This is a genomic window from Azospirillum sp. Marseille-Q6669 (assembly GCF_965111635.1).
On record NZ_CBCOOP010000001.1, the window covers coordinates 919,730 to 946,638 of the forward strand.

A 26,909-nucleotide genomic window follows, 5' to 3' on the forward strand; every position below is an offset into this window, starting at 1 on the left:
TTTCGTCAGGCCGCCGGCTTCTCCACTATAAAGAGAAGACCCGGCACGCCCACGCCCTTTTCCCGGCGGGGGGAGCAAGGCTCCATCAGGAGCACCGTCAGGCCCGCCGCCGCCGCCATCGCCCGCAGATAGGCTTCGCTGTGGGCGTAGCGCCGCGACGGGCCGAGCGCGTAGCCGGAGGTCGCCGCCTCGCCATCCAGACGCTCCACCGTCGCGGCGAAGCGGCCCGCCGGGCGCAGAGCCTTGGCGGCCCCCTCGAACAGCGCGGTCAGGTTGCCGAGATAGACCAGCACGTCGGCGGCGACCAGCAGGTCCCAGGCGCCGGATGCCGCCTCCACCGCCGCGACCACGTCGCCGACCGACAACTCATCATACAATGCGCGAGCGCGGGCCTTCTCGACCATGCGCGGAGCGAGATCGACCCCGGCGAGATGCCCGGCCAGCGGACGGAACGCCACGCCCGCCAGCCCGGTGCCGCAGCCGAGGTCCAGAACGCGCACCCCAGACGCCCCATGTTCGGATGCCGGCCCCAGCCGGTCCACCGCCTCGCGCAGCAGGGCCGGCGCGGAGTAGCCCAGCTTGTCCACCAGATCCTGGTCGAAGCGGTCGGCGTAACGATCGAACAGAGCGCGCACATAGGCCGCCGACAGGTCCTCCCCCGCGCCGCCTTCCAGCGTGGCGATCAGCGCCGCGCAGCCGAGTCGGCCGTCCGAGTCGAGTCCTTCGGCACGGCGCAGCGCGGTCAGGGCCTTCGTCGGCTCCTGCAGGGCGATCCAGGCCCGCCCGATGGCGGCGTGGAGGTCCGCGTCCTCCGGGTCCCGGCGGGACAAGGGCTGCAGCAGTTCGAGCGCGCCCAGCGCGTCGCCGGACTCGACCAGCAGGGCCGCCAGTTCCAGCGCCGCCTCGCGGTCGCCGGGGCGCAGGGCCACGGCCTCGCGGTACTCCTCCAGCGCGGCGTCCCGCCGGCCCGCCGCCGCCAGGGCGCGGGCGAGACCGAGCCGGGCCGCGGCGGAATCCGGCCGTTCCGCCGTCAACACCTGTCCGGTGGTCACGGCCTCCTCGAACCGGCCCGCGGCGCGCAGCGCGTCGGCCAGGGCGATCCGCCAGGGCCACACGCCGGGGTCGAGCGCCACCGCCCGCCCGCAGGCGGCCAGCGCTCCGGCGGCCTCGCCCGCGTCCCGCGTGCTGTCGGCCAAGGCGCCCCAGGCCTCGCCCGACCCCGGATCGGCAGCGCAGGCGAGCCGGAAGGCACGCGCCGCCCCCGCCGCGTCGGCGGCGTAGAGTCGGTCATAGCCAGTCTGGAACAAAATGCCCGGAACGTCTCCGGGCTGGACGAGGGGGCTTGCCCCCTCCCGGTCGGCTTGAGCCGTCGAATCGCGATCCACGATCACTTCGCTATGGGAGATGCGCTGTCGCCGTCCCCGCTCCGGGAGACTCCGGAAAGCGGAAGAAGACACGAACTCCTGCACCAGCTTGCGCGCGCGCGCAAGAGGCATCCGAAGGAGGTCGTTCGGCGGCGAATCGAGCTTCAAACCGTCGCATTAGGCCGATTGGATGGTTTTGTACGCCTTTCGCACAATCCACCTCTTTCGGTTTTTCAAAGCGCTTCGGAATCAGTGCCTTGATGGCTAAGACCAAGGCCCGGAGTGGGTTTTTCCTGCCGCCTTGTGACATCGTTCGATCGAAAGGCGTGGTATTACCGGGCAGCAAATAGATTGACGCTGTATAAAATTTTTGGAAGTGTGGCTTCGGCGCCCGATGGTGGGCGCTGAACTTTCGGGTAGGAGGCGGTCACCGTAAGCGACTCGGTGACCGGTAATGGCGGCCCCGCGCGGGGGGCCAAAACGAAGCCGGATGAACCCGGCAACGAAGAGGGGACCGAGGATATGCAGGATCGAACTCAGCGCGTGCGACGCACGTATGGCGGCTGGATCGCTCTTGCACTGGGCTTAGCCGCCTCTCCGGTCCTCCTCGCCAAGCCCGCCGCCGCCCAGGACAGCAGCTGCGTCTCCCACGCCGTGGAGGCCGAGCGCAAGTTCAACATCCCCTCCGGCCTTCTCGTCGCCATCGCCCTGGTGGAAAGCGGCCAGGACGGCGCCCCGACCCCCTTCGCGATGAGCGTGGAGGGCCGTCCGGTCTACGCCCGCAACGCCAACGACGCCGCCCGCCACCTCCGCGACAAGCGCGGCCAGCTTCGCCAGAACGTCTATGTCGGCTGCATGCAGATCTCGCTGGGCACCCACCGCGGCGAGTTCCAGCCGGTGGAGCGGATCGTCGATCCCCGCGAGAACGTCAACTACGCCGGCCGCCTGCTCCTTCGCCTTCATGGCGAGCAGGGAAGCTGGAAGACCGCCGTCGCCCGTTACAACGGCGGCTCCACCCGTCAGGCCCAGAACTACGTCTGCAAGATCTGGCAACACCTGAACGAGTTGGACCCGAAGAGCGCCAAGCTGCTGGAATCCGCCCGCTGTGGCGACTCCGAGCCCACCAGCATTGCACCGAGCACCCGCCGCACCTTCCGCAACGCCCAGCAGGTCGCCTCGCTGGACTGATCCCGGCTTCGCGGAAGCCCGTTCGCAAGGGATGGCGCGGAACGCCCCGATGGGCTAAATCCCTGCCCCATGAACTACCGTCACATTTTCCACGCTGGCAACCCCGCCGATGTGATGAAGCACGCCGTTCTGGCGCTGATCATCGATCATCTGCGCGCCAAGCCGGCGCCCTTCTGCGTGCTCGACGCCCACGCCGGCATCGGGCGCTACGATCTGGACTCCGAACCGGCGCGTAAGACGCTGGAGTTCCAGGAGGGAATCGGACGGCTGTTCGGCCAGCCGGCGCCGCACCCGGCGCTGCGGCCCTATCTGGACGCGGTGAACGCGCTGAACCCGGACGGGCGGCTGCGCTGGTACCCCGGATCGCCGCGGCTGGCCCGGGCGCTGCTGCGCGAGCAGGACCGGCTGCTCCTCAACGAGCTTCACCCCGACGACTGGCAGACCCTGAAGGCGGAATTCGCCGGGGACCGTCAGGTCTCGGCCTTCAAGACGGACGCCTATCAGGCGCTGAAGGCCCATCTGCCGCCGCGGGAGAAGCGCGGACTCACCCTGATCGACCCGCCCTTCGAGCAGCCGGACGAGTTCGCCCGCATGGCCGAAGGGCTGAAGGCGGCGCACAAGCGCTGGTCCACCGGCGTCTACGCCCTGTGGTACCCGATCAAGGAACGTGCTGCCGTTTGGCGCTTCCAGGAGGCGGTGGAGAACACCGGCATCCGCAAGATCCTGACCGTCGAGCTGACCTGGCACCCGGAGGACACGCATCTGCGGCTGAACGGGTCCGGGCTGCTGATCGTCAACCCGCCCTGGACGCTGGACGACACGCTGCGCGCTATGCTGCCGGCGCTGCACGCCGCCCTGCCCTCCACCGGCGGCGGCTGCACGGTCGACTGGCTGGTTCCCGAGGGCTAAAACCGCAAATTTCAACGGAGAAGCGGCAACCGGTCACAGAGGTTGCCGTTGCAACGGCCCCACCACTCGCCCTAGGCTGAACGGGATTACTCCGTTCCGGCAAGGCCACGATGTCCCGTTCCAACGATTTCGCCAGCAGCTTCATCAAGGCTCACGCCGATGCCGGGCTGGAGCGCGTTTCGATCGCCCACATCCTCCAGACCATCCAAAAGGACCCGGCCTTCCTGTTCAGCGAGGAGTTGCGCCGCGGCGGCGGCCAGTGCCCCATGCACGCCGCCCCAAACGCCGACGACGCGGACAAGGTGACGGTCAACACGCTGCTCGCCTACCTGTTCGAACGGCTGCGCGACCATGTGGCGTCCAAGCTGCCGCTGGACGAGCGCGGGCAGGTGATGCTGCCGATTCCGCCGCGCTCCCCACACGGCATCGATCCGGCCGATCGCGCGGCGATGGCGGCGGCCCCGCTCGACGTGATGGCCTCGGTCCTGCGTGACGCCACCTGCCATCTGCTCGACGGCCTCATCACCGGCTGGGCGGCCGATCTGCTGACGGAGGAGGAGCACTACCGCGCCCAGGGAACGGGCGAGATCTCCGCCGCCGCCGCCGCCACCTTCATCCTGCGCACGACGCTGGAGGATTCGCCGCTTTACCAGCGGGCCGGCTACGACATGCTGTCGATCACCAAGACCGGCAGCCACACCGCCATCCACATCTGCTGGGCCATGGTGGAGGCCGCCCCCCTGTTGGTACCGAAGCAGGAGGCGGCGGCCTACGACGACCTCGTCCGGCGCAGCCTGAAGCAGGTGGTTCCGCTGTCGATGGCCAGCCTGGGCATGCTGGTCCATTACATGGAGGCGTCGGGGATCGAACCCCACGACGGCCTCGCCATTCATCTGCTGCCCAAGGACCAGACGGCCTTCGTCCTCGACGAGGCCGGGCTGATCTGCCTGAACCCGGAACCGATCACCCGCTTCGCCAAGCCCGAGGAGCGGCACTACACCGGTTGCCCGGCCTTCTACACGCCCGGCTTCATCAAACTGTATCTCGACATCGTGGCCAGCATCGCCATGGACTACGGCGTCTACGACCGGCTTCGCGACCGCTGACCGTCCTCATTCACGAGATTGACGCCCCATCATGGCCCGCTCCAACGATTTCGCCCTGACCTATTTCGCCGCGCATGAGGAGGCCGGGATGACCCGGATCAGCCTCGTGCCGATCCTGCACCGCATCGCCGAGGACCCGAACTACCTCTTTACCGAGGAGCTTCAGCGCCTCGCCGGCCATTGCCCGGCCCATGCGGACACCCGCAAGGAGGATTACGAGAAGGTCGCGATCAACACGCTGCTGGCCTTCCTCTACAACGACCTGCGCGACCACATCACCAACCGGATGCCGCTGGACGCTGACGGCCATCTGCTGCTGTGCAACCCGCCGGACTCGCCGCACGGGCTGGACGTCGCCGACACCGCCGGGCTGGACGCCGCCCCGGCGGAGACGCTGATCGGCTTCCTGCGCGACAGCGTGTGCCACCTGCTGGACGCCATCATCAAGGATTGGGCGATCAAGGTGACGCTGGAGGAGGAGCGCTGCCGGGCGGAGGGCGCCATCACCCCGCTCGCCGCGGCCGGCTTCGTCCTCGCCAACACGCTGGAGGCGTCGGTGCTTCACGCGCCATCCGGCTACGACATGCTGTCGATCACCAAGACCGGCAGCCACACGGCGCTCCACGTCTGCTGGAACCTGTGCGAGTCGGCGCCGATGCTGAAGCCCGGCCTGACCCTGGCCGAGTACGACGACCTGTCGCGCCGGAGCCTCAAGCAGGTGCTGCCGCTCGCCATGGGCAGCCTCGGCATGCTGTGCCAGTTCATGGGAGCCGGCCACATCGAGGCCGACGACCATCAGGCCATCCACCCCCTGCCCCGCCACCAGACCGCCTTCGTCTATGACGCGGAGGCGCCGGGCGGCATGATCGTCCTGAACGCCGACCTGATCGAGCCGACCGCCCAGGCGGGCGAGCGCCATTACACCGGCTGTCCGGCCTTCTACGCCAACGGCCTGATCAACCTCTACATGGAGATCGTGCTGTCGCTGGCCGCGCGATACGATATCTACGGGCGGGTCCTGCGGGCCGGATGACCAAACCGCCGCCCTGCCCAGCGGCGCGGCAGCCTTGACGCCACGCAAAGTGTGCCTATCTTGGCGGCCTTGTCGATTTGGAGACTGCTTGCGTGGCCACCACCAGGAAGATGTTGCGCCGTTACACGACCACCGCTCTGGCCGACGGGATCAAGCGGGCGCGCGGGCGCATGATCTCCCCGCTGCAACGGGCGCTCGGACATGTCGAAAGCGTGTTCATCGACCATGCGTGTTTCCGGCTGGTCTATTCGAACACCTACCGCATCTCCCCCAACATGTACCGGGCGAGCCAGCCTTCTCCCTCGCACATCCGGGAAGCGGCACGGCGCGGCGTGAAGACCATCCTGAACCTGCGCGGCAGCCGCGACTGCGCCTCCTACATCCTGGAGGCCGAGGCCTGCCGTGCGGCCGGGCTGACGCTGGTGGACTTTCCGGTCAACTCCCGCGACATGCCGAAGAAGGAGACGCTGCTGAAAGCCCGCGACCTGTTCGCGACCATGCAGTATCCGGCGCTTCTGCACTGCAAGTCGGGGGCGGACCGCGCCGGCTTCATGTCGGTGCTCTACCTCTTCATCCACGAAGGCGTGCCGCTGGAGCGGGCGACCAAGCAGCTCCACTGGAAGTACGGCCACTTCAAGCAGGCGAAGACCGGCATCCTCGACTATTTCTTCGAGCTGTACGCCGCCTACAACGAGAAGCGCCCGATCGCTTTCTGGGACTGGGTGGAGCGCGTCTACGACCCGGTGGAGGCCAAGGCCAGCTTCCGCTCCCGCGAATGGGCCGACACGGTGGTCGACCGGGTTCTCGGGCGGGAATGAGCGCGGGAATGAGCGCGGGAATGAGCGGGGCGCGTCACTTCGCCCCGACGAAGTGGCAATAGGGGAAGCTCAGGAAGTCGAAGCGGCGCACGCGGACCGGTTCATGCCGGTTCAACCAGTCGAGCACCGCGTAGTGGGCCATCTGGTCCAGCATCCAGTAGACCTCCGCCCCCGACAGGAAATGCCCGATGTAGGAGCCGAGCAGCGACAGGAAGCGGTCGCCGCCGGGGCTGTTCTCGTAGACGGCGAACCCGACCGGAATTTCCCGTGACGGACCACGGCGGCGGCCGTCGAGCATGAGGCCGACGTCGTATCCGGCCATCTCCGCCCGGAGAGCCCGCAAATCTCCGGTGATCCAGGCGTCGGTGTCGACCACCATCAGCGGGCGATCCAACCGGCGCAGCCACTGCAAGGCGCGGAGGAAACGGGCGGAGGCGTAGTAGGTGACGCGCTTGATGTCGGTCCACCCCGCCATGTCCGGCCGGTCCAGCGAGAATCCCACCCTCAGCCGTCCGTCCGTCCGCCAGCGGGCCATGGCCCGTTCCGTCTCCGGTGACGGCGACACCACATGCACGGCGACCATGGCGCCCGGCATCCGCTCCGCCAACGACTCCAGCAGCGTCGGGGCGAAGCGGTGGAAATAGACGTCGTCGCAGCAGAAGAAGACCAACGGTTCGCCGGCCGGCCCGACCGCCGGCTCGCTGCTGCACTCCAGGGGCGCCATGCGCTCCAGCACCGCCTCGACCGGCGGCAGGTTGCGGAGGAAGGCATCGTCGGCGCGCAGCATGGTCCACAGGCCCAGCTCATGCTCCCGCGCGACCTCCGCCGCGGTGAAGCGCCGCCGGAAGCGTCGGCTCAGCCAGGAGGCGAGGACGAGCCGGTCCCGGCGGTAGGCGTGGAAACCGACGACCGAGGCCGCGACCGTGTCCTTGGGGTGGTGCCGCAGGCGAACCCAGGCAGCCCTTGCCCCGTCGCGCAACACCGTGTCGGACACCATGCCCACCTGCACCAGTGTCGCCACCGCGGCAACGTGCAGCCAATCGGCCTCGTCGTCGTCCGGGCGGACGGCAACGGCCCGACGCAGCGCACCGATGGCCTCATCGACCAACACCCGGTCGACCGCGAAGGGCTTGCCGTCCTGAACGCCCATCGCCCCGCTGCGCTCAAGCAGCAGGCGCCCCAGCAGCCGGTTGGCGCGGTGGTGATGCTCATCCCGCTCCAGGACCGTGCGCGCCATCGCCTCCGCCGCTACCGCATCCCCCACCGCCACCAGGGCCTCGGCCGCCGTCGTTCGGGTGTCGGCGTCCGCCTCCGGGAGACGTCCCGCGACGACCAGTCGCTCCGCCTCGTCCAGACGCGTCCCCCACTGACCGCGCAACGCCTTCAGATTGCCCGCCGCTCCGGCGTGGCCGGGTTCGAGCGCCAGGGTCCGCCGGTAACTCCGCGCCGCACCCGCCGCCTTCTCCTGCTGCTTCAACCCGTTGCCGAGATTGAACCAGGAACCCGCATGCGCGGGGTCGAGAGACAGCGCCCGATGCAGGCAGGCGATGGCGTCCGTCCCCTGACCGGCCAGGCGCAGGGCGGCGGCGAGATTGCTGTATCCGGCGACGCTGCCGGACTCCAGCCGCAGGATGGCCCGGAAGTGACCGACGGCCTCTGCCGGGCGCCCGGTCTGCACCAGTAGCATCGCCAGCATTTGCAGCGCACCGCGATTTGCCGGTTCACGCTCCAGCACGTCGCGGTAGAGAGGCTCCGCCCCCGCATGGTTGCCGGATTTGTGCAGGCGAATCGCGTCGTCGAGGGCAGGTTCCATGAGGCCGCACCATAGACCGGATCGTCCCTGGCGCCAATCGCCCTCCGTGGACGCGCGTCAAGGCGAATCCGGGAAAGCACCCCTTGTGATCGGCCCGCCCCCAAATGCTCTTTCATGAGCGAATGGATGGATTATCAACCAATTATTGCGCGGTATGATACAGTCCGGTTTAGAGATGCCCGCAACCGGTTGCCTCAGGAATGGTCTGCGAAATGCCTCGGTACGTTCGGACCGGATACACTCCCTCGATCGACCGCCCCGCCGAAGCGACGTCCCTTCTGCCGGTCCCAGGAGAGCAGCCACAGGCTCCGGCGCGGTCCGGGCGTGTTCGGGCCACCAATCGAATCGTCTGTCGTCCTCAGGCGATCCGGCGCAAGGTTGCGTTTGAACTCCGGCCGGTTCGATGACCCCCAACCTGGAAACGCCGCGGCTTCCGACACGGCGCCTGACCTGGCACATGCGACCGCAACGGGTGCGGGGCTGGCTCATTCTTCTGGTTATGGCGGTTGCGGTTCCGCTGGTCCTCTTCTCGGTGTCCCTCCTGATCCGCAACGTCGATGCGCAAGCCCAGCAAACGGAACAGCTCGTGCTCGACCGGACACGCCTGCTGGCCGAGGACGTGGAACGCGAGGTGAGCCGCCAGATCGCCGCCGCCGAGGTGCTGACCACATCGGAAAGCCTGACGACGGACGATCTGGCCGCTTTCTACCGGCAAGCCGCCGGCGTGCGCGACCGGCTGGGCACCAACGTGGTTCTCCGCGATCCGCAGGGCCAGCAGCACGTCAACACCCGGATGCCCTGGGGCACCGATCTGCCGAACAACACCGTGCTCGAATCCGACCAGAGGGTGATCGACACGGCAAGGCCGCAGGTCACCGGCCTCTTCATAGGCGACGTGAGCCAGGCGCCAATTCTGGCGGTGACCGCTCCGGTGATCCGCGATGGGCAGATCCGGTACCTGCTGAGCCTCAACATTCCCCAGGAACGGCTTCAGGCCATCGTATCGCCGGAGCGCATTCCGGCGGGATGGCGGGCCGGGGTGATCGACCAGGACGGTTTCGTCATCGCACGCTCGCACTTGAGCGAGCAGTTCGTCGGCAAACGGCTTCCCGCCGCGCTGTGGACCGGCATGCAGGCGGTGCCGGATGGAATCCACCGCGCCGTCAACCTGGAAGATGTAGAGGCGATCCAGGCCTACAGCCGGTCCCGGAACTTCGGCTGGGTGGTTGCGACGAGCGTCCCAACGACCCTGGTGGCGTCCCCGGCGCGTCATGCCCTCCTTCTGTTCACCGGTGGCGGCCTTGTCCTTTTGCTGATCGGGATCGCGGCGGCGCTTCTGCTCGGACGGCGCCTCACGCGCTCCGTCTCCCAACTGGCCGGAGCGGCGGAAGCCTTGGGCGCCGGCCACCCCGTTCCACCGCCCGGCGGTGGCGTGTCCGAGATCGAGGCGGTGGGCCGCGCCATCAGCAACGCCGCGGACCTCATCCGGCGGCGCGAGGCGGCGCTCGCGGAAAGCGAGGCCCGTCACCGGGCCATCGTGCAGACCGCGGTGGATGCCATGCTGGTCATCGACGAGACCGGCACGATCCAGAGCTTCAACCCGGCGGCGGAGCGCATCTTCGGTTACGAGGCCGGCGAGGCGGTCGGCCGGAACATCCGCATCCTCATGCCGGAGCCCTACCACTCCGCCCACGACGGCTATCTGCAAGCCTATCGGCAGACCGGCGAGAAGAGGATCATCGGTGTCGGGCGCGAGGTCGAAGGACGGCACAAGGACGGCTCGATCTTCCCGATCGAGTTGGCGGTCACCGAATGGACCGCCGGCGAGCGCCGCTACTTCACGGGCATCGTCCGCAACATCACCGAACGCCGCCGCACCGAGAACGCCCTGCGTGCCTCCAAGGCCGAGGCCGACCGCGCCAACGTCGCGAAATCCAAGTTCCTCGCCGCCGCGAGCCACGACCTGCGGCAGCCTGTCCAGGCGATGATGCTGTTCCAATCCGCCCTGGAGGAACGTCTGGACGGGCACCCCGCGTCCCAGCTGCTCGACTCCATGGGGCAGGCCATGGACGGACTGCGCATGCTGCTCGACAGCCTGCTCGACGTGTCCAAGCTGGATGCCGGGCTGATCGTTCCGCAATTGCAGGATCTGGCGATCGGCCCGATCATCGAGCAATTGGGCGCCGAGTATCACCCCCAGGCGGAGGCCAAGGGGCTTCGGCTGCGCGTGGTTCCCTGCGCCCTGACGGTCCGCAGCGATCCGGCGCTGCTGATGCGCATCCTGCGCAACCTTGTGGAAAACGCGCTGCGCTACACCGAACGCGGCGGTTTGCTGATCGGTTGCCGCCGCCGGGGGGACCGCCTGCGCATCGAGGTGATGGACTCCGGCATCGGCATCCCGTCCGACAAGCACGAGGAAATCTTCGAGGAGTTCTTCCAGGTCGGCAATCAGGAGCGGGACCGGAGCAAGGGGCTGGGGCTCGGTCTGGCGGTGGTGCGCCGCCTCGCCCGCCTGCTCGGCCACAAGGTTCATTTGCGCTCCCGGCCGGGAGCTGGCTCCGCCTTCTGCGTCGACGTGCCGCTGATCGCCCGCCATGCCACCCGCTCCAAGCCGGCGGAGGCCCGGCCGGTGACGAGCGACGGGCGGGGCATGATCCTGGTGATCGACGACGAACCGCTGATCCGCCTCGGTCTGCAGGCGATGCTGGAGGGCTGGGGCTATCGGGTGCTGACGGCGGGCTCCATCGAGGACGCGGTTCAGCACGTCGAAAGCGGGGAATGGCCAAGCGCGATTCTGGCCGATTACCGCCTGCGCGATGGGAAGACCGGCTTGGACGCCATCCGGGCAGTGTGCGAACGGCTCAGGACGCCGGTTCCGGCGACGATCATCACCGGCGACACCGCCCCGGAGCGGCTGGCGGAAGCCCGCGCGGGCGGCCACACTCTGCTGCACAAACCCATCGCCGCCCACGAGCTGCGCAACGCCGTGGTGGAGATGGTGCCCGCGGCGGACTGAGCCCGGTTCCGGTTTGCCGGATCAGGGGGCCAGCAGGGCCGCCTCGCCGTCCTCGCCGAACTGGAGCTTGCACAGGCGGGCGTAGGTGCCGTTCTGCGCGATCAGGGCGTCGTGGGTGCCCTGCTCCAGAATGCGCCCACCTTCCATCACGACGATCCGGTCGGCGTTGCGCACAGTGGCCAGCCGGTGGGCGATGACCAGCGTCGTTCGCCCCTGGGTCAGCCGTTCCAGCGCCCCCTGCACCAGCCGCTCGGACTCGCTGTCCAGCGCGCTCGTCGCCTCGTCCAGCAGCAGGATCGGCGCGTCCTTCAGGAAGGCGCGGGCGAGCGCGAGGCGCTGCCGCTCGCCGCCCGACAGCTTCACGCCGCGGTCGCCGATCACCGTGTCGTAGCCCTCCGGCAGCCGGGCGACGAAGTCGTGCGCGGCCGCCGCCTTCGCGGCGGCCACGATGTCGTCGAAGGGGGCGTCCAGCCGCCCGAAGGCGATGTTGGCGCGCACCGTGTCGTTGAACAAGACCGTGTCCTGGCTGACCAGCGAGATGACGCCGCGCAGGCTCTTCAGCGTCACCGCCCGCACGTCCTGCCCGTCGATCAGCACCTGCCCGCCGGTCGCGTCGTAGAGGCGCGGGATCAGGTTGAAGACGGTGGACTTGCCGGCCCCGCTGCGCCCGACCAGAGCCACCGTCGCCCCCGCCGGAACCTCCAGGTCGATACCCTTCAGCGTCTCGGTCCCCTCCTCGTAGGCGAAGCGGACGTTGCGCAAGGACACGGCGGCGCGCTCCACCGCAAGGGGCTTGGCGCCGGGCTGCTCGGTGATGGTCGGCTTCTCGTCCACCAGCTCGAAGATGCGCTGGGCGGCGGCCAGACCTTCCTGAAGCACGGCGTTCAGCGTGCCGATGGCGCGCACCGGCTGCGCCGCCATCAGGAGCGCGCCGACGAAGCCGGAGAAGGCGCCGACCGAGCCCTCGCCCATCGCCATGCGGTAGCCGGCGAAGGCGATCACCCCGGCCACCGCGGCACCGCCCAGCACCTCCATCATGGGATCGATGCGCGAGCGGGCGCGGGTCGCCTTCATGGTCAGGGCGAAATTGTCCTCGAAGGCGCGGGCCGCTCGGGCGCGCTCGTAATCCTCCAGCGAATAGGTCTTGACCATGCGGGCGCCGGCCAGGCTTTCCGTCAGCAGAGCGGTCATGTCGCCCATCTGGGCCTGGGTGTCGCGTGACACGCGGCGCAGCCGCTTGCCGATGTTCACGATGGGAATGGCGGCGATCGGGTAGATCAGGAAGACGATCAGCGACAGGACCCAGTCGAGATAGAACATCGACCCGACCAGCGCGATCACCGTCAGGATGTCGCGCACCAGCCCGGTCAGGGTCCGCGACAGGGCGTTGCGGATCAGGTCGACGTCGCTGATGAAGCGGGAGGTCAGCGTTCCGGTGGGGGCCGCGTGAAGCTGGGCGGTGTCGGACCGCAGCAGATGGTCGAACATCGACAGGCGCACGTCGGTGATGATCCGCTGCACGATGTCTGTGGTCACCACCGTCTGGGAATACATGGACAGCGCCTTGACCGCCGTGACCACGATGATCAGCAGCGGGATGACCAGCAGCATGCCCCGGTCCTGCTCGGAGAACATCGAATAAGCCTGGTCGATCAGCAGCGGATAGGCGCCGGTCGCCGCCGCCACCACGGCCATCAGCAGGAAGGACAGCATCAGCTTGCCGCTGTAGGGGCGCACCCATTCCCGCAGCATGCGGCCCATCAGCCGCTCCGTCGCCGCGTCGAGGCGCAGCCGGTCTCCGCTCTTCTTGCTCACGTGCACGTCTTCCTGTAGCGCAATCGCGTTGGCTTAGCCGATGGCCCCGGTGCTTGTCCACCGGGCCTTACTTCACGGGGCCTTACTTCACGGGGCCTTGTCCGGCGGGCCTTGTCCACCGGGGCGGAACCGATCAAGCTTCCTTAACCGGGCGGATGGCACGATACCGACCGGAACGCGCTCCACTCTGTGCAAAGGAGGCGCCATGGCGGCGGACGGCGGAAATGGACAGGGTCCCGGCAATCGCTACGGCCAGCACCATCACCGGCCGCGTATCGGTCTGGCGCTGGGCGCCGGGGTGGCCCGCGGCTGGGCGCACATCGGGGTCCTGCGGGCGCTGGCGCGCTACGGGATCGAAGCAGACATCGTCTGCGGCAGTTCGGTAGGAGCGCTGGTCGGTGGCCTCCATCTCGCCGGCAAGCTCGACGCGCTGGAGGAGTGGACGCGCGGCCTGACCCGGATGAAAATCGTCGGCTATCTGGACCTGCGGCTGCGCCAGGGGGGAGGCCTGATCGGCGGGGACCGGCTGGTCGCCGAGATGCGCCACCATCTGGGCGACATCCAAATCGAGGAGCTTCCCAGCCCTTTCGCCGCCATCGCCACTGATCTGGTCACCGGGCACGAGGTGTGGATGCGCAACGGCCCGCTGGTGGACGCGCTGCGCGCCTCCTTCTCGCTGCCGGGAGTCTTCCCCCCGGTGCGGTTCGAGGGGCGCTGGATGGTCGACGGCGCCCTGGTCAACCCGGTGCCGGTGTCGGCCTGCCGGGCTCTGGGCGCCCAGATGGTGATCGCCGTCAACTTGGCCGCCGACATCATCGGAAAGTCGCGGCGTCCCGGCGCCGCCGTGCCGACCGCGGCGGGGTTCGACCTCCTCAAGCTGATCGACGAGGAGCAAGGGCCGGATGACGAGCCCAAATCCCGCGCCGGCTTCCGCGTGCCCATCGGCGCGCTGAGCCGCCGCATCTTCCGGCGCGATTACGAGGGGCCGAGCCTGTTCGGCGTCATGGTCTCCTCGCTCGGCATCGTCACCGACCGCATCGCGCGGTCCCGGCTGGCGGGAGAGCCGCCGGACGTCCACATCACGCCACGGCTGGGGCACATCGGCCTGTCTGAGTTTGATCGGGCTGACGACTGCATCCGCGAGGGGGAGGCGGCGGTCGAGCGCGTCCTCCCCGACCTTCAGGACGCGTTGAGGGTGTTCGGTTACGCGCCCCCGGTCTGAGCGCCCCCGGTCTTCTCCTCCCAGGTCTGAGCGAAGTCAGGCGGTCAGGTCGACCGCCGCGCCGCGCCGATCCTTCTCGCCGGACAACTGGCGCTTCAGCTCCTCGGCGATCTGCTTCTCGACCGCGGCGCGCTTCTCCGCCGGCATGGACGCGAGGGACTCCTCGTCCAGCTTCATGCGGGCGAGAATCTGGTCCCGGATGCGTTGGGCCGGCGTCTTCCGCGCCTCCTTGAGGAAGGCGTCGGCGGCGCTGACTCCGCTCGCCTCCTTCTCCGGTTCGGTCTTCTCGTTCTGCGCCGTGAACTTGGCGACAACGCGCGAGACGTTGCTGATGTAGTTGGAGATTTGCATAACGGTTTCTCGTGACCGATGGGCTGGAGAACCGACAAGCAAGTTTTGTGCAACCTTAAATATGCTTGGCAATCAATCGCATAAGTGGGATTTCTGATGGCGTGGATGTGCCGGGCGGCAAAAATGACCGGCTCATGATCTGCCGGCTTCCGGTTCAGGCCCTTTCCGCCGAGACGACGCATGGACCCCATCACCACCGACCGCCTGATCCTGAGACCCTTCCGGAAGGGGGACGCGCCCGACCTGCTCGCCTATCTGCGTCATCCCCGGGCAAGCTGCTTCCTCTCGCTCAAGTTGGACGACCTCGATGCGGCCGCCGCCGAGGTGGAAACGCGCAGCCAAAGCGACGAGCACATCGCCGTGTGCCTGCAAAGCACCGGCCGGGTGATCGGCGACCTGTTCCAGGTGTCCGAGCCGCCGGACACCTACACCGTCGGCTGGAACTTCAACGCGGATTTTGCCGGGGCGGGATACGCCGCGGAGGCCGCGCGCGCCCTCTTCGAGCATCTGTTCACGGTGAAGCAGGCCCGCCGCCTCTACGCCTATGTCGAGGAAACCAACGTCGCGTCGCAGCGCCTGTGTGAAAGGCTCGGCATGAGGAAGGAAGGGCTGTTCGTGGAGTTCATATCCTTCGAAATGGACGGCGACGGGAACCCCATCTTCGAGAACACGATGCAATACGCCATCCTACGGAAGGAATGGCGGTCCTGAAAAAGCGAAAGCGCGCCGCGCCCGGTCGGCGCGACGCGCTTGTCGTCCTCGGCAACGGATCGTGTCCGTCGCGTCCGGTCAGCGATCCAGCGCCGTGCCCAGCGCGGCGCCGCCCAGGCCACCGATGATGGCGCCACGCTTGCCGTCCACCGCGTAGCCGCCAGCGGCGCCAGCCGTGCCGCCCACCACGCCGCCGGTCGAACAGGCCGCGAGCGTCAACAGCGCAATGGCGGTTCCGATCAGGCGCAAACGAGACATGTCCAAACCCTCCTTGTGGTGCTTCTCGACCCTATAAACAGGCGAGATGGCGATTTGCTTCCACGACACCGCGATTCCGTCGGGAATCCACCCTTGGATAAGGACGAAAGAGGGATATCAGGCCCGTTCGGGCACCGTTTCAGAACAGTACGCGGGTTCCGACGCGCAGCATCGTGCTGTCGGAGGGGTCTCCGCTGTAGGTCATGGTGCCCAGATCGGCGGTGACGCTGACCTTCGGCGACATGCGGAACCGCAGGCCCGTGGACCAGGCCTCCTGCGGGGCCTCGGCGCCGACCTGGCTGTGGGCCAGCCGCCCCATGACCGTCCAACCCCGCAACGGCGTGCCCTGCTCCAGATAGAGGCCGGCGTTGAGCGTCCGGCGCGCCGCGCCGTCGTCGGGCAGCTGCTCGCGATAACCGGCGCCGACCGTCACGCCGGGCAGCGTCACCTGCCCGCCGACCACCCAGGACCGGCGGGGCGTGCCGCGGTCCTTGGCGACAGCGGCCTTGCCCGCCCCCGCGGTAATGCGCAGGCGGGCCTTGCCCAGCCGGCCGTCGTGCCGCACCACACCCTCCACCACATGCCGGGCGAGCGGATCGGCCGCTCCCAGCTCCGTGCGGACGGGCGTGTAGCCGAGACCGATGTTGAAGCCGTGCAGGCGCGGCGAATAGTAGGTCGCCCGCGCGTCCGGCCCGCCGAACGCGCCGTCGTTCATGAAGACCGGGTCGGAGAACCATTGGTCGCGCACCGGCGTGGTCGCCACCATCCGGCGCGACGCGCTTTCCGTCTGGCCGACCTCCAGAGCGCCCCAACCGCCGAGATCGATGGCCTTCTTGTCGAACCGGATCGGCGTGGTACCGCCGCCCGCCGCCGTGCGGTCCAGGTCGGGCAAGGCCCCTGCCGTCGCCGCGGCGGAGGACAGGACAAGGATCAGGGCTGCGAGGGGTGATGTCGGAATACGCCGTGTACGAAACATGAAATGCCCCTCGCCCGTTGCATTAACCCGGAAGGATTGTAGCCTGCCGCAATGCTGCATTGCGGGAGACATTTCTGTATTATTTTAGGAACATTGGGAAATTTTGGCCGCTGCGTTGCACTCGCGCCCAAGAATTGCCAAAATTGGATGACCGCAAAGGCGGCACCACTCCCTTCCCGGCGCGAGGACTATGGAGACAGCGAGCACCATCATCCTGATCGGGTCGTCGCTGCTGATCGTCAGCATCCTGACCAGCTATCTGGCGCTGCGGATCGGTACCCCGCTGCTGCTGATCTTCCTGGGCGTCGGTCTGTTCGCCGGGGTCGACGGCATCGGGGGGATCAGCTTCAACGACGCGGACAGCGCTTTCCTGATCGGCTCCATCGCGCTCGCCGTGATCCTCTTCGAAAGCGGCCTGGACACCAAGCTGTCCAGCTACCGCGCCGCCGCGTGGCCGGCGCTCAGCCTCGCCACCTTCGGGGTCGCCATCACCTCCGGGGTCATCGGCGTCGCCGCGCATTTTTTGCTGGGCCTGCCCTGGATCGAATCCTTCCTGGTCGGCGCGGCGGTCAGTTCCACCGACGCGGCGGCGGTGTTCTTCCTGCTGCGGGTCGGCGGCATCACCATCCGCGACCGCGTGCGCTCGACGCTGGAGATCGAGTCCGGCAGCAACGACCCGACGGCCATCCTGCTGACCGCCATGCTGGTGGAGGCGGCGCTGCACGGCTGGGGGACGCCGCTGGAACTGGCTGGCTTCCTGGTCAAGCAGATCGCCGGCGGGGCGGTTCTGGGCGTCCTGGGCGGAGCGGGACTGGCCGCCTTCATCAACAAGGCCCGCCTCGACCCCGGCCTCAACCCGGTGGTCACCCTGGCCTTCGCCCTGTTCCTGTTCGCCGGCACGAACGAGTTGGGAGGCAGCGGCTTCCTCGCCGTCTATGCCGCCGGCCTCGTCGCCGGCAACGTGAAGCTGCGCGGAGCGCTGGGCCTACGCCAGTTCCATTCGGGCCTGACCTGGCTCAGCCAGATCGTCATGTTCGTCATGCTGGGCCTGTTCGCCACCCCGCACGACTTCGGGGTGATCGCCCTGCCCGCCCTGGCCCTGGCCGTCCTGCTGATCCTGCTGGCGCGCCCACTGGCGGTGTGGCTGTGCTTGCTGCCGTTCCGCTTCTCGGCCAACGAGAAGACCTTCATGGCGTGGGTCGGGCTGCGCGGCGCGGTGTCGATGCTGTTGGCGCTGGTGCCGATCCTGGGTCAGCTGCCGGGCGGTCAGGTGATCTTCAACACGGCCTTTCTGGTGGTGATCGTGTCGCTGGCCGTGCAGGGCTGGACCATCGGCCCGATGGCACGCTGGCTGAAGCTGATCGTCCCGCCGCGGCGCGGCCCGGTCGAACGGTTCGAACTGGAACTGCCCGGCGGGGCCGACCAGGAGATGGTCGTCTACACCGTCCACCCCAAGAGCCCCGCCGCCCGCGGCCAGCGCACGCCGCGCTTCGCCCGCCCGTCCCTGGTCATCCGCGATGGGCGCGTAGTGCCGCTGCACAAGGCGCGGACGCTCCAGGCCGGGGATATGGTCTATCTGTTCACCCCGCCCAGCCAACTGCCGCTGATCGACAAGCTGTTCGCCGAGAGCCGGCCACTGGATCAGGACGACCGTGCGTTCTACGGCGATCTGGCGCTGAATCCCGACGCGACGGTGGAACAGATCGCCGAGATGTATGGCCTTCCCCTGTCGCTCGCCAACGCCCAGCGCTCCCTGCGCGACCTGCTGCGCAACGAGTTCGGCGGCGCCTGTGAGCTGGGCGACCGGATGCGGATGGGCGGCGTGGAACTGATCGTCCGCGACATGCAGGACGGGCAGATCACGTCGGTCGGCCTGGCACTGGAGCCGTCGGCAATGGACAAGCCCCGCGTGCCGCTGTTCCAGGGGCCGGAACGGCTCTGGCAGACGATCCTGTCCTGGTGGTCGAAACGCTCCTTCCGCCGCTGGCAGCGCCGGGAAACCCGCCGCGAGCGCCTGCCCGCCCGCGCCATCGAGACACCCACCTTGGCCGGAAAGGAACCGGAACGGCTGGAGGGGTGATCCCCATCCAGCCTCTTCCTCCGGATGGTCAGGCCATCGCGGGCTGTTGGGCGCGGATCATCGCCGCGAAGGCGTCGGGGGCGACGGGGCGGCCGAACAGGTAGCCCTGGAGCAGGTCGCAGCCCACCGACACCAGGAAGTCGCGCTGCTCCTCGGTCTCGACCCCTTCGGCGACGGTGACGAGGCCGAGGCCGTGCGCCATGCCGACCGCGGCGCGGACCAGCGCCCCGTTTTTCAGGTTGTCCGGGATGTCTTCCATGAAGGCGCGGTCGATTTTCAGCTTCGACACCGGAAGCTGCTGCACGTAGCTGAGCGACGAGTATCCCGACCCGAAATCGTCGATGGCCACCTGGACGTCGATGGCCTCCAACTCCGTCAGGGTCTGCACGGCGGTCTTCAGATCGCGCACCGCCGCCTGTTCGGTGATCTCCAGCCCCAACCGCCCGCGCAGCTCCGGATGGAGTCCCAGAAGCTCCTCGAGGCGGGCGCTGAGATTGCCGCGCAGGAATTGCGGGCCGGAGATGTTGATGAAGATCTGGTTGGGCAGGGTGCCCGCCGGTTCCCACACCGCCATCTGCTCGACGACGGCGTTCAGCACCCAGTCGGTGATGGGAACGATCAGGCCGCTTTCCTCGGCGACCGGGATGAACTCGCCGGGGGAGACCGGCCCCAGCGTGTGCTGGTTCCAGCGCAGCAGCGCCTCCGCCCCCACGATCCGGCCGGAGCGGGCCTCGACGATGGGCTGGTAGGCCATGTGCAGCTCGTTCCGCTCGATGGCGTGGGCGAGATGCATGGTCAGGAACATGCGCCGGGTCGCCGCCGCGGCCATCTCCGGCGTGTAGAAGCAGACGGTGTTGCCGCCGTTGTGCTGGGCGGCCTGAAGCGCCAGCTTGGCCTTGGCGTTCAGCTCCTCCAGCGTGCGGATGTCGGCGTCCTGCACGGCGGCGCCGATGGACAGCCGCAGCCGCACCCAATGGCGGTCGGCGTAGATGGAGGCGGTCAGCCGGTCATGCAGGAGATCGGCCAGGGTCTCCGCCTGCTCCGCGCTCTCCACGCGGGACAGGGCGGCGAACTCGTCGGCGGCGATGCGGCAGACGTAGGTCTGCTGAGGCAGCACCTCCGTCACGCGGCTGACCATCGCCTTCAGCGCGGCGTCGCCGACATGGAAGCCGAACGCCTCGTTGATGTCGCTGAACTGGTCGACGTCGAGCGCGTAGAGCGCGAACAGGCCCCCTTCCTGGCCGGGAAAGGGCGCGGCGAGCACCGCCTCGCACTCCTCCAGGAAGGCGGTGCGGGTCAGGACGCCGGTCAGCGGGTCGTGCCGGGCGAGATAGGTCGCTTTCTGCTCCGCCGCCAGCCGTTCGGAGATGTCGCGGATGATGCCGACGAACACGACATCGCGCGCCAAGCGGGCTTGGCCGACGCTGAGATGGATCGGGAACACCGCGCCGTCCTTGCGCCGGCCCAGCGCGTCGCGCCCGATGCCGATGATCTTGGCGCGTTCCGTCTCCAGATAGCTGCCGATGTACTTGTCGTGATCGCGGGAGAAGGGCGGCGGCATCAGGACGGAGACGTTCCGCCCGATCAGTTCCTCCTCGTCATAGCCGAACAGGTCGCGGCAAGACCGGTTGACCGTGCGGATGATGCCGTTGCGGTCCGCCACCACGACGCCATCCACCGCCGCGTCGAGCAGGGTGGTCACGAAGGGGTCGCGGCGCAGGACGAAATCGGCGATGCGGGCCGGGTCGGTCACGTCCTGGAAAAGTCCAAGATAGCCTTGCCCGCCGTCGCCGGTGCGGTGGGGCAGGACGCAGCCGGTCAGCACGCCGCGCCCGCCGTCCGCGTGCTCGACCTCGCAATCGACCGGAGCGGCTTCCCCGGTTTGTCCGGAGCGGTCCAGCGCCTGCACGACGGCGCGCGCCAGTGGATGGTCGATTTCGGCCAGGGATTGCTCCACCAGGGCTTCGGGCGACGTTGCCAACACGGCGGCGAAGAGCGGGTTCGCCAACAGGCAACGATGCCCGGCGTCGGCGTAGACAAGCGCGAAGGACGCCTGGTGCATGAGGCTTTCGGTCAGCGACGCAAGGAACGCCGATGTCGTCGGCATTGCCGGTGCGGACGGGCTGTCAGGCCCCTGATGCTCTGCCGGAGACACGTTGGACAAAACCGTACCCGCTCACCAAGGCGCCCCGGAGGCTCGACACGAGGCCCGATACCCAGGGGTGCACAGAAACCGAGTTGTCATTATGACGGCTCGCGGAGCATTTTCCAACAAATTGCGGCGAAATCACAACATCTGTTGCATCCACCGCTCCCCCTACCACAACCCTGGGAAGGAGAACACCGCCCTACCTCACCCGGAGAAACGGCGTCGGCAGCCAAAGCCAACCTTCCGGGATATACGCCTTTCGACATACACCATGGAGGAGAGGGAGGCAACAGCCTCCCCCTTATGCCGCTGCGGCGAGTTCCCGCACCCTCTGGGACAGCTTCTGGAAAGCGCGCTCCTCGATCTGGCGGATGCGCTCGCGGCTGACGCCGTAAACGGCGGCAAGATCCTCCAGCGTCTTCGGCGACGGGTTGAGGCGGCGGGCGGTCAGGATGTCGCGCTCGCGGTCCTTCAGCACCGTCATCGCTTCGTGGAGCATGGCGCTGCGGTGCATCGCCTCATCGCGCTCCAGCAGGCTGTCTTCGGCGTTCGGGCGCTCGTCGGGCAGGAAGTCCTGCATCTCCGCGGTCCCCTCTCCGGCGGAGAGCGGCGCGTTGAGCGAGGCGACCGGCTGGACGAAGCGGCGGTTCACCGCGACCACGTCGCTCTCCGGCACGTCGAGTTCCCGGGCGATCCGGGACACGCTTTCCGGCTTCAGGTCGCCGTTGCCAAACTCGCCGAGCTTGCGCTTCAGGCGGGACAGGCCGAAGAAGAGCTTCTTCTGGGCGCCGGTGGTGCCCAGTTTCACGAGGCTCCAGGAGCGCAGAATGTATTCCTGGATGGACGCCTTGATCCACCACATCGCGTAGGTGGACAGGCGGAAGCCGCGGTCCGGCTCGAACTTGCGGACAGCGGTCATCAGGCCGATGTTGCCCTCGCCGACCAAGTCGGTCATCGGCAGGCCGTAGCCGCGGAAGCCGGTGGCGATCTTGATGACCAGACGGAGATGGCTGGTCACCAGCTTGCGGGCCGCCTCCATGTCGCCATGCTGGCGCCACGCGGTGGCCAACACATACTCCTCCTCCGCGCCCAGAACGGGGAAGCGGTGGACCTGCTCGATGTAACGGGACAGCGACTCGCCGGGAAACGGCGTGGTCAATGCCAATGCGGTGCTCATGTCACATCCTCTTGAAAGCGATATGACCCAATCCGCCGGTCCCCGTGCTGGGCGGCCGGCGCCCTCTCTGCGAAGGCACCCACAGTTTACGCAGGCGGAACGCCAAGTCAACGCCGCACGGGGGCGCGTGCCGGGTGCCTTGACCGGGATGCATGGCCGTCCCCGCTCATAAACGGGGCGTAAACCAGCCGGGCCTTACTCAGGTCGGCAAAACCCCAAACACCGAATCATGAGACAGCAGACTCCGATGGCCGATATCCTCGTCGTCGATGACGATCCGGTATCCCTCAGCATCATCAGCAAGATTCTGGAGAAGGAAGGCAACACCGTGGCCGGCTGCACCGACGCGCGGGCGGCCATCGAGTCATTGACCTTCCATGAGTTCGACCTGCTGGTCACCGATCTCATCATGCCGGACCATGACGGATTTGAGGTCATCCAGGCAGCCAAGAGCCTTCGTCCGGACCTGCGGATCATCGTCCTGTCCGGAATCGACGAGCGGGTGCCGCCAGAGCTGACCATGCAGGCCCTGAGCAAACTGGGTGTCGCCCGGATGGTCCGCAAGCCGATCAAGCCCGCGGTCCTGGCCTCCGAAGTGCTGGCGGTGCTGATCGGCGGCTGAGAAGTCCTGCCGAAGGGGCTTGGCCGGAAATCTCGTCCGGCCGGCGTATGGCTTCCTTGCGGTTGCATCGGGGCGGAGCTTGCCTCACCCTGCCCCGGCAGACCCGCCTCTCCTCCTTGGGAAGCCCGCATGATCCGCGCCGCGCTCGCCACCATCCTGTCCGCAAGCCTCTTCGCGAGCGCGCTGGGTTTCGCCGGCGCTGCGGCGGCGGAAGCGCCGGCCTTCGGTTTGCCGCTCGCGTGCCGCATCGGGGAAACCTGCTTCATCCAGAACTACGTCGATGAGGACGCCGGTCCCGGCTGGCGCGACCATGCCTGCGGCCGGCTGAGCTACGACGGCCATGACGGCACGGATTTCCGCCTTCCCGACTACACCGCGATGGACAAGGGCGTCGCCGTGCTGGCCGCCGCAGCAGGCACCGTCCTGCGCGTGCGCGACGGCATGGAGGACGTGAACGTGAACGTCATCGGGCGCGACACGGTCATGAAGGTCGGGGGCGGCAACGCCGTCGTCATCGACCATGGCGACGGCTGGCAGACCGCCTACCTGCACATGAAGCGCGGCAGCGTCGCGGTCACCCCCGGCCAACGGGTGGAGGCCGGGCAACGGCTCGGCGACGTCGGGCTGTCGGGACTGACCGAGTTTCCCCATCTGCATTTCGGCGTGCGCCACAACGGCGCCGTCGTCGACCCCTTCGTCGGCCAGCAGCCCTTCACCGCCTGCGGCCAGCCCATGACGCCGCTGTGGAACGCCGCCACGGCCAAGGCGCTGGCCTACCGCCCGACCGCCGGCCTCAGCGCCGGCTTCGCCACCCGCCGCGTTCCGGAGGCCGAGCCGGCCCGCCACGGCGAATTCGCCGGGGAGGTGCTGACACCGGACGCGCCCCTGCTGGTGCTGTGGTCGGACATCATGGGCGTCCGCGACGGCGACACCCAGCGAATCCGCATCCTCGACGGCGATGGCCGCACCCTGTTCGACAACAGCAAGGGCATCACCGGGGACAAGGCCGTCTGGTTCGCCTATCAGGGACTGAAGCGCCCGGCGGCTGGATGGCCCAAGGGACCCTACAAGGGCATCGTGACGCTGGCCCGCGAGGGCAAGACGGTGGTCACGCTGGAGCGCCGGCTGGACGTTCGATAACGCCCCGCCGTTCCATCGCCGGGCCAATCACCGGGCCGATCCCGACGTCATGCGGTCGGGGACGCCTTGAGTCAGCAACGTGGTCAACCAGCGGAAGTTCGGCGCGCTTTCGGCCTGGAGCGCGCTCTGCACCACCTGCATGGCCTCCTCGGCATTGGGCGCCCGCATGTCGGGCGTATGGCCCTCGGCGGTCTGGCCACCCGATGCCTCGTCCGCTCCGCTCTGCGCGAAGACGCTGACGGCGCCAACACCCAGCCGGTGGGCAATCGCGGAACTTCCCGTCACCGGACCCGCCGCGGAGGACGCCATCAGGCCGGCCCCGCCATCCTCACCGCCGACGCCGTTCAACTGCTCCAGCATCGCGGCGAACTGGCCGGCGAGTTCCCCCGCCTGCCGGGGCGCACCCGTGCCTTTGCGCTCCAGAAGCTCTTCAGCCCGGATGCGCATCAACTGGGAAGCGTCGGCGTTGGCCGGTATCGACATGGCGCGTGGACCCTGCGGCGTTCGGCTACCGGAGCAGGGCAAGCAAGGGACGGGCCATCATCGGAAGAGGCGGAAGGCCGGCTGGCGAGACCCTCTCGCCGCCTGCGCACCCGGCAAAAATTTCCGCCCCGCCCGGCAAGAATGACCGGCCATCCGGCAAGAATGGCCCTGCGGTGCTCTTCCCGTCCGTCAGTCCCGGAAGTTCACATACTGCAGGGGCTGCTCGATCTTCAGCCCGCGCACCAGGGCGATGGCGTCCTGGAGGTCGTCGCGCTTCTTGCCGGTGACGCGCAGTTCGTCGCCCTGGATAGAGACCTGGACCTTCATCTTGGCGTCCTTGATCGCCTTGACGATGGTCTTGCCAAGGTCCTGGGCGATCCCCTGCTTGACGGTAACGACCTGGCGCAGCGCGTCGCCCGCCGCCCGCTCCGGCGGTTTGGAATAGTCCAAGGCTCCGGCGTCCAGCTTCCGCCGGGTTACGTAGACCCGCAGCAATTCCTGCATCTGGTCGAGCTTGGGGGCGTCGTCGGCCAGCAGGGTGATGTCGTTCTCGGTGCGCTCCACGGTGCAGCGCGAGCCCTTGAAGTCGAAGCGGGTCTCGATCTCGCGGCGCATGCCGTTCAGCGCGTTGTCGATTTCGTGGATATCGGTCTTGGACACGATGTCGAAGGACGGCATGGGACTCTCTTTGCTCGGACGGACGGAATCGCGGAACCGTAGACGAGCCCGCCCCCCGCCTTCAAGGGGCCTGCACGGAGGACATGATGGAAATCGGCCCGTTGGATGTCATGTCGGTTGGACGTCATGTCGGTTGGCCGGGATGTTGGAACTCGATTCCCGGATTGCCGCCCGGCCCGCCGTTGCCCGGAGCGTTCTCGTAGGGCTTATCCGGCATCTTCGGCTGGGGCTGCGCGTAGAAGCGCGGTTCCCGGTCATCCCAGGACCGTTCGAAGGGAAGCCGCATCATCGGGTTGGTGCCGTTGCGCTGGGCCTCGCGCTGGGCCTCCTGCAACTGCTCGGCCATGCGGCGGTCCCAGGGCAGGCGGTAGAGGTTGGGCGCCTGCTCCCAGAGGAGGGTGAGATAGATCGCTTCGTTCTCCACCAGCGTGGCGCTCAGCACCTTCGCCTCTCGGACGTTGGACCCCATCCATTCCAGCGTGACCGGCTTCGCGCGGCCCAGCAGCGCCGCCGGTGCGGCGTAGGCCGCCGGCAGCAGCAGGGCGAACAGCAGCAGGATCACCACGCGCGCCATCCGGTTGCGCGTCCAGCGCAGGGCCGACAGGACCAGCAGCAGGGTGACGACGGCGACGAAGCCGAAGATGACGGTCAGGCTTTCCATGGCGCACTCTCGATCCGACGGGTCAATTTTTCGCCGAGCGCAGCGGCTTGAACACGGCGTTCAAGGACCCCGGCACCAGCTCGCCTCGCTCGCTCAGGTTGAAGCGGAAGGCGGTGATCTCCTGCCCTTCGTGGTCCAGCCGGACGCGCGTTGCGGCTACAGTGGCGGCCCCCGATTCATGCTCCGCCTTGACGCGGGCGACCACCCGGACCCAGATGGGAAACACATTCTCCAGGTTGCGGAACATATGCACGTTGACGGTGTATTCCCCCGGAGGAATGCCGCGCGAATAGGAGGTTTCGAAATTGATCTCGGTGGGATCGGCGTAGGCTCCCAGATCGTCGCGCAGCAGGTTGAAGATCAGCCCCGACTTGTTCGAGTAACCGACCGGCACGTCCCCCGGCGCCTGCACCCACAGATCGACGTCGCTGCGCAGCTTGTCGTCCCAGCGCGCCTCGATGATGACGTTTCCCGGCGGCTCCATGCCCGCGGCGGCGGACGAGGAGGACTCGTTCTGCTGGTTGGCCTCGGTCTTCTTGGCCTCGTTGATGAAGGGGACCGCCAGGACCGCGCAGGCCACGAAACCGCACAGCAGCAGCGTCAGCAGGTCCCGCGCGACGAGCACACCGGTTTGGTCCTCGCCCAGGAAATCGTTCATGGTGTGGCCTCGCCGCCCAGGGCGCCGTAGGGGGCCGCTTGCGGCGCGGCGAAGTCCGGCGTCCCCGTCCGCGGAGCAAGCCGCGAGCGGGCGTGGGCCTCGTCCATGATCAGCGCGCACAGCGAGGCCGTCGCCCCGCGCAGGAGCTGGAGGTTGCAGGTGGTCCACAGGCACAGGGCGCCGCCGAGCATCGTGGCGTAGATCGCCACGCCCAGACCGCTCGCCAGCGTGGTCACCATGGCGCCGGCCGACGCGGCGTTGCCCACCATGTCCGGGGTGATGTTCGCGGCGAACAGGCTGAAGCCCCAGGCGGTGCCGATCAGGCCGAGCATGCCCAGCGCGTTGGCGATGTGTTGAAGATGCGAGATCCGCGAGAACAGGCGGATTTCCAGGGCTCGCTCGCTTTCGACCTTCATCAGCCGCCCGCCGCCGAGCTTGGCCCGATCCAGCTCACCGCCGATCTTCCACACCCGATAGGCCGACATCACCAAGCCGACCAGGAAGACGATCCCGATGATCGCGGTCGCCACGGCGATGTGCCCGGTCAGGACCCGGTCCAGCCACCCCTGCGCATAGAGGACGAAGACGAACGCCGAAATCGTCAAATTGAAAGCGACGAATTTCGCCTTGAGCAGCCACTGTTCTTCCATGGTTTTGACCCTGTGACGGTTGCGTGTGTCT

24 protein-coding genes are annotated in these 26,909 nt (G+C 68.0%); 11 read left to right on the plus strand and 13 right to left on the minus strand.

Translation table 11 applies throughout. The annotated features are described in order from the left end of the window. Nucleotides 1–5: 5 nt before the first annotated feature. Nucleotides 6–1,385, minus strand: coding sequence for a tetratricopeptide repeat protein (locus ACWPXE_RS03880; RefSeq protein WP_454016763.1), 1,380 nt, complete (start codon nt 1,383–1,385; stop codon nt 6–8). 522 nt (nt 1,386–1,907) lie between these two features. Between ACWPXE_RS03880 and ACWPXE_RS03885 the strand changes: the two genes are divergently transcribed. The 5 genes from ACWPXE_RS03885 (at nt 1,908) to ACWPXE_RS03905 (ending at nt 6,418) form a co-directional block, all read left to right on the plus strand. Next, the gene (locus tag ACWPXE_RS03885) at nt 1,908–2,552 is read left to right on the plus strand and encodes a transglycosylase SLT domain-containing protein (protein ID WP_237906238.1); all 645 of its coding nucleotides are present in this window, start codon (nt 1,908–1,910) and stop codon (nt 2,550–2,552) included. Nucleotides 2,553–2,621: 69 nt separating this feature from the next. Continuing rightward, a complete protein-coding gene (locus tag ACWPXE_RS03890; protein WP_454016764.1) occupies nt 2,622–3,461 on the plus strand; it encodes a 23S rRNA (adenine(2030)-N(6))-methyltransferase RlmJ in 840 nt (279 codons plus the stop codon). 110 nt (nt 3,462–3,571) lie between these two features. Beyond that, on the plus strand, nt 3,572–4,567 hold the full coding sequence (locus ACWPXE_RS03895) for a hypothetical protein (RefSeq protein WP_454016765.1): 996 nt from the start codon (nt 3,572–3,574) through the stop codon (nt 4,565–4,567). Nucleotides 4,568–4,598: 31 nt separating this feature from the next. Beyond that, on the plus strand, nt 4,599–5,600 hold the full coding sequence (locus ACWPXE_RS03900) for a hypothetical protein (RefSeq protein WP_454016766.1): 1,002 nt from the start codon (nt 4,599–4,601) through the stop codon (nt 5,598–5,600). A 92-nt stretch (nt 5,601–5,692) separates the two neighbouring features. After that, nucleotides 5,693–6,418, plus strand: a complete 726-nt coding sequence (locus tag ACWPXE_RS03905; protein ID WP_454016767.1) for a fused DSP-PTPase phosphatase/NAD kinase-like protein — start codon at nt 5,693–5,695, stop codon at nt 6,416–6,418. 34 nt (nt 6,419–6,452) lie between these two features. On the opposite strand, the gene ACWPXE_RS03910 is transcribed toward ACWPXE_RS03905, so the two are convergent. Continuing rightward, the gene (locus ACWPXE_RS03910; protein ID WP_454016768.1) at nt 6,453–8,231 is read right to left on the minus strand and encodes a tetratricopeptide repeat protein; all 1,779 of its coding nucleotides are present in this window, start codon (nt 8,229–8,231) and stop codon (nt 6,453–6,455) included. Between the two features lie 457 nt (nt 8,232–8,688). Between ACWPXE_RS03910 and ACWPXE_RS03915 the strand changes: the two genes are divergently transcribed. Then, complete coding sequence (locus ACWPXE_RS03915) at nt 8,689–11,247, plus strand: hybrid sensor histidine kinase/response regulator (protein WP_454016769.1); 2,559 nt, start codon at nt 8,689–8,691, stop codon at nt 11,245–11,247. Nucleotides 11,248–11,268: 21 nt separating this feature from the next. On the opposite strand, the gene ACWPXE_RS03920 is transcribed toward ACWPXE_RS03915, so the two are convergent. Beyond that, nucleotides 11,269–13,062 (minus strand): ABC transporter ATP-binding protein, encoded by a 1,794-nt coding sequence (locus ACWPXE_RS03920; protein WP_454016770.1) that lies wholly within the window; start codon nt 13,060–13,062, stop codon nt 11,269–11,271. 205 nt (nt 13,063–13,267) lie between these two features. Between ACWPXE_RS03920 and ACWPXE_RS03925 the strand changes: the two genes are divergently transcribed. Next, entirely contained in the window at nt 13,268–14,284 is a 1,017-nt protein-coding gene (locus tag ACWPXE_RS03925) for a patatin-like phospholipase family protein (RefSeq protein ID WP_454016771.1), read from the plus strand. Nucleotides 14,285–14,320: 36 nt separating this feature from the next. On the opposite strand, the gene ACWPXE_RS03930 is transcribed toward ACWPXE_RS03925, so the two are convergent. Next, nucleotides 14,321–14,635, minus strand: a complete 315-nt coding sequence (locus ACWPXE_RS03930; protein ID WP_454016772.1) for a hypothetical protein — start codon at nt 14,633–14,635, stop codon at nt 14,321–14,323. 180 nt (nt 14,636–14,815) lie between these two features. Between ACWPXE_RS03930 and ACWPXE_RS03935 the strand changes: the two genes are divergently transcribed. Next, on the plus strand, nt 14,816–15,346 hold the full coding sequence (locus ACWPXE_RS03935) for a GNAT family N-acetyltransferase (RefSeq protein ID WP_454016773.1): 531 nt from the start codon (nt 14,816–14,818) through the stop codon (nt 15,344–15,346). Nucleotides 15,347–15,424: 78 nt separating this feature from the next. Here ACWPXE_RS03935 and ACWPXE_RS03940 read toward each other — a convergent pair whose 3' ends face one another. Together ACWPXE_RS03940 and ACWPXE_RS03945 are read right to left on the minus strand one after the other, a co-directional pair. Beyond that, nucleotides 15,425–15,604: a hypothetical protein gene (locus ACWPXE_RS03940; RefSeq protein ID WP_014198692.1), complete on the minus strand. Its 180-nt coding sequence runs from the start codon at nt 15,602–15,604 to the stop codon at nt 15,425–15,427. Between the two features lie 139 nt (nt 15,605–15,743). Next, a complete protein-coding gene (locus tag ACWPXE_RS03945) occupies nt 15,744–16,496 on the minus strand; it encodes a porin (protein ID WP_237906249.1) in 753 nt (250 codons plus the stop codon). A 274-nt stretch (nt 16,497–16,770) separates the two neighbouring features. On the opposite strand from ACWPXE_RS03945, the gene ACWPXE_RS03950 reads away from it, so the two are divergent. Beyond that, nucleotides 16,771–18,660 (plus strand): potassium/proton antiporter, encoded by a 1,890-nt coding sequence (locus tag ACWPXE_RS03950; RefSeq protein ID WP_454016774.1) that lies wholly within the window; start codon nt 16,771–16,773, stop codon nt 18,658–18,660. A gap of 28 nt (nt 18,661–18,688) precedes the next feature. Here the strand turns inward: ACWPXE_RS03950 and ACWPXE_RS03955 are convergent, their stop codons facing one another. Together ACWPXE_RS03955 and rpoH are read right to left on the minus strand one after the other, a co-directional pair. Beyond that, nucleotides 18,689–20,722 carry a putative bifunctional diguanylate cyclase/phosphodiesterase gene (locus ACWPXE_RS03955; RefSeq protein WP_454016775.1) on the minus strand — a complete coding sequence of 678 codons (2,034 nt, stop codon included), beginning with the start codon at nt 20,720–20,722 and terminating at the stop codon, nt 18,689–18,691. A 388-nt stretch (nt 20,723–21,110) separates the two neighbouring features. Further along, the gene (gene rpoH, locus ACWPXE_RS03960) at nt 21,111–21,986 is read right to left on the minus strand and encodes an RNA polymerase sigma factor RpoH (protein WP_454016776.1); all 876 of its coding nucleotides are present in this window, start codon (nt 21,984–21,986) and stop codon (nt 21,111–21,113) included. Nucleotides 21,987–22,233: 247 nt separating this feature from the next. On the opposite strand from rpoH, the gene ACWPXE_RS03965 reads away from it, so the two are divergent. Continuing rightward, nucleotides 22,234–22,608: a response regulator gene (locus tag ACWPXE_RS03965; RefSeq protein WP_454016777.1), complete on the plus strand. Its 375-nt coding sequence runs from the start codon at nt 22,234–22,236 to the stop codon at nt 22,606–22,608. Between the two features lie 129 nt (nt 22,609–22,737). Then, nucleotides 22,738–23,748, plus strand: coding sequence for a M23 family metallopeptidase (locus ACWPXE_RS03970; protein ID WP_454016778.1), 1,011 nt, complete (start codon nt 22,738–22,740; stop codon nt 23,746–23,748). A gap of 27 nt (nt 23,749–23,775) precedes the next feature. Here ACWPXE_RS03970 and ACWPXE_RS03975 read toward each other — a convergent pair whose 3' ends face one another. The 5 genes from ACWPXE_RS03975 to ACWPXE_RS03995 form a co-directional block, all read right to left on the minus strand. Next, entirely contained in the window at nt 23,776–24,231 is a 456-nt protein-coding gene (locus ACWPXE_RS03975) for a hypothetical protein (protein WP_454016779.1), read from the minus strand. A gap of 189 nt (nt 24,232–24,420) precedes the next feature. Beyond that, nucleotides 24,421–24,909, minus strand: a complete 489-nt coding sequence (locus tag ACWPXE_RS03980; RefSeq protein WP_014198684.1) for a YajQ family cyclic di-GMP-binding protein — start codon at nt 24,907–24,909, stop codon at nt 24,421–24,423. A 124-nt stretch (nt 24,910–25,033) separates the two neighbouring features. Next, nucleotides 25,034–25,570, minus strand: a complete 537-nt coding sequence (locus ACWPXE_RS03985; RefSeq protein WP_035679071.1) for a hypothetical protein — start codon at nt 25,568–25,570, stop codon at nt 25,034–25,036. 22 nt (nt 25,571–25,592) lie between these two features. Next, on the minus strand, nt 25,593–26,228 hold the full coding sequence (locus ACWPXE_RS03990; protein ID WP_237906256.1) for a hypothetical protein: 636 nt from the start codon (nt 26,226–26,228) through the stop codon (nt 25,593–25,595). After that, the gene (locus tag ACWPXE_RS03995) at nt 26,225–26,878 is read right to left on the minus strand and encodes a hypothetical protein (protein WP_454016780.1); all 654 of its coding nucleotides are present in this window, start codon (nt 26,876–26,878) and stop codon (nt 26,225–26,227) included. Before ACWPXE_RS03995 ends, ACWPXE_RS03990 begins: the two co-directional genes overlap by 4 nt. Nucleotides 26,879–26,909: the final 31 nt, after the last annotated feature.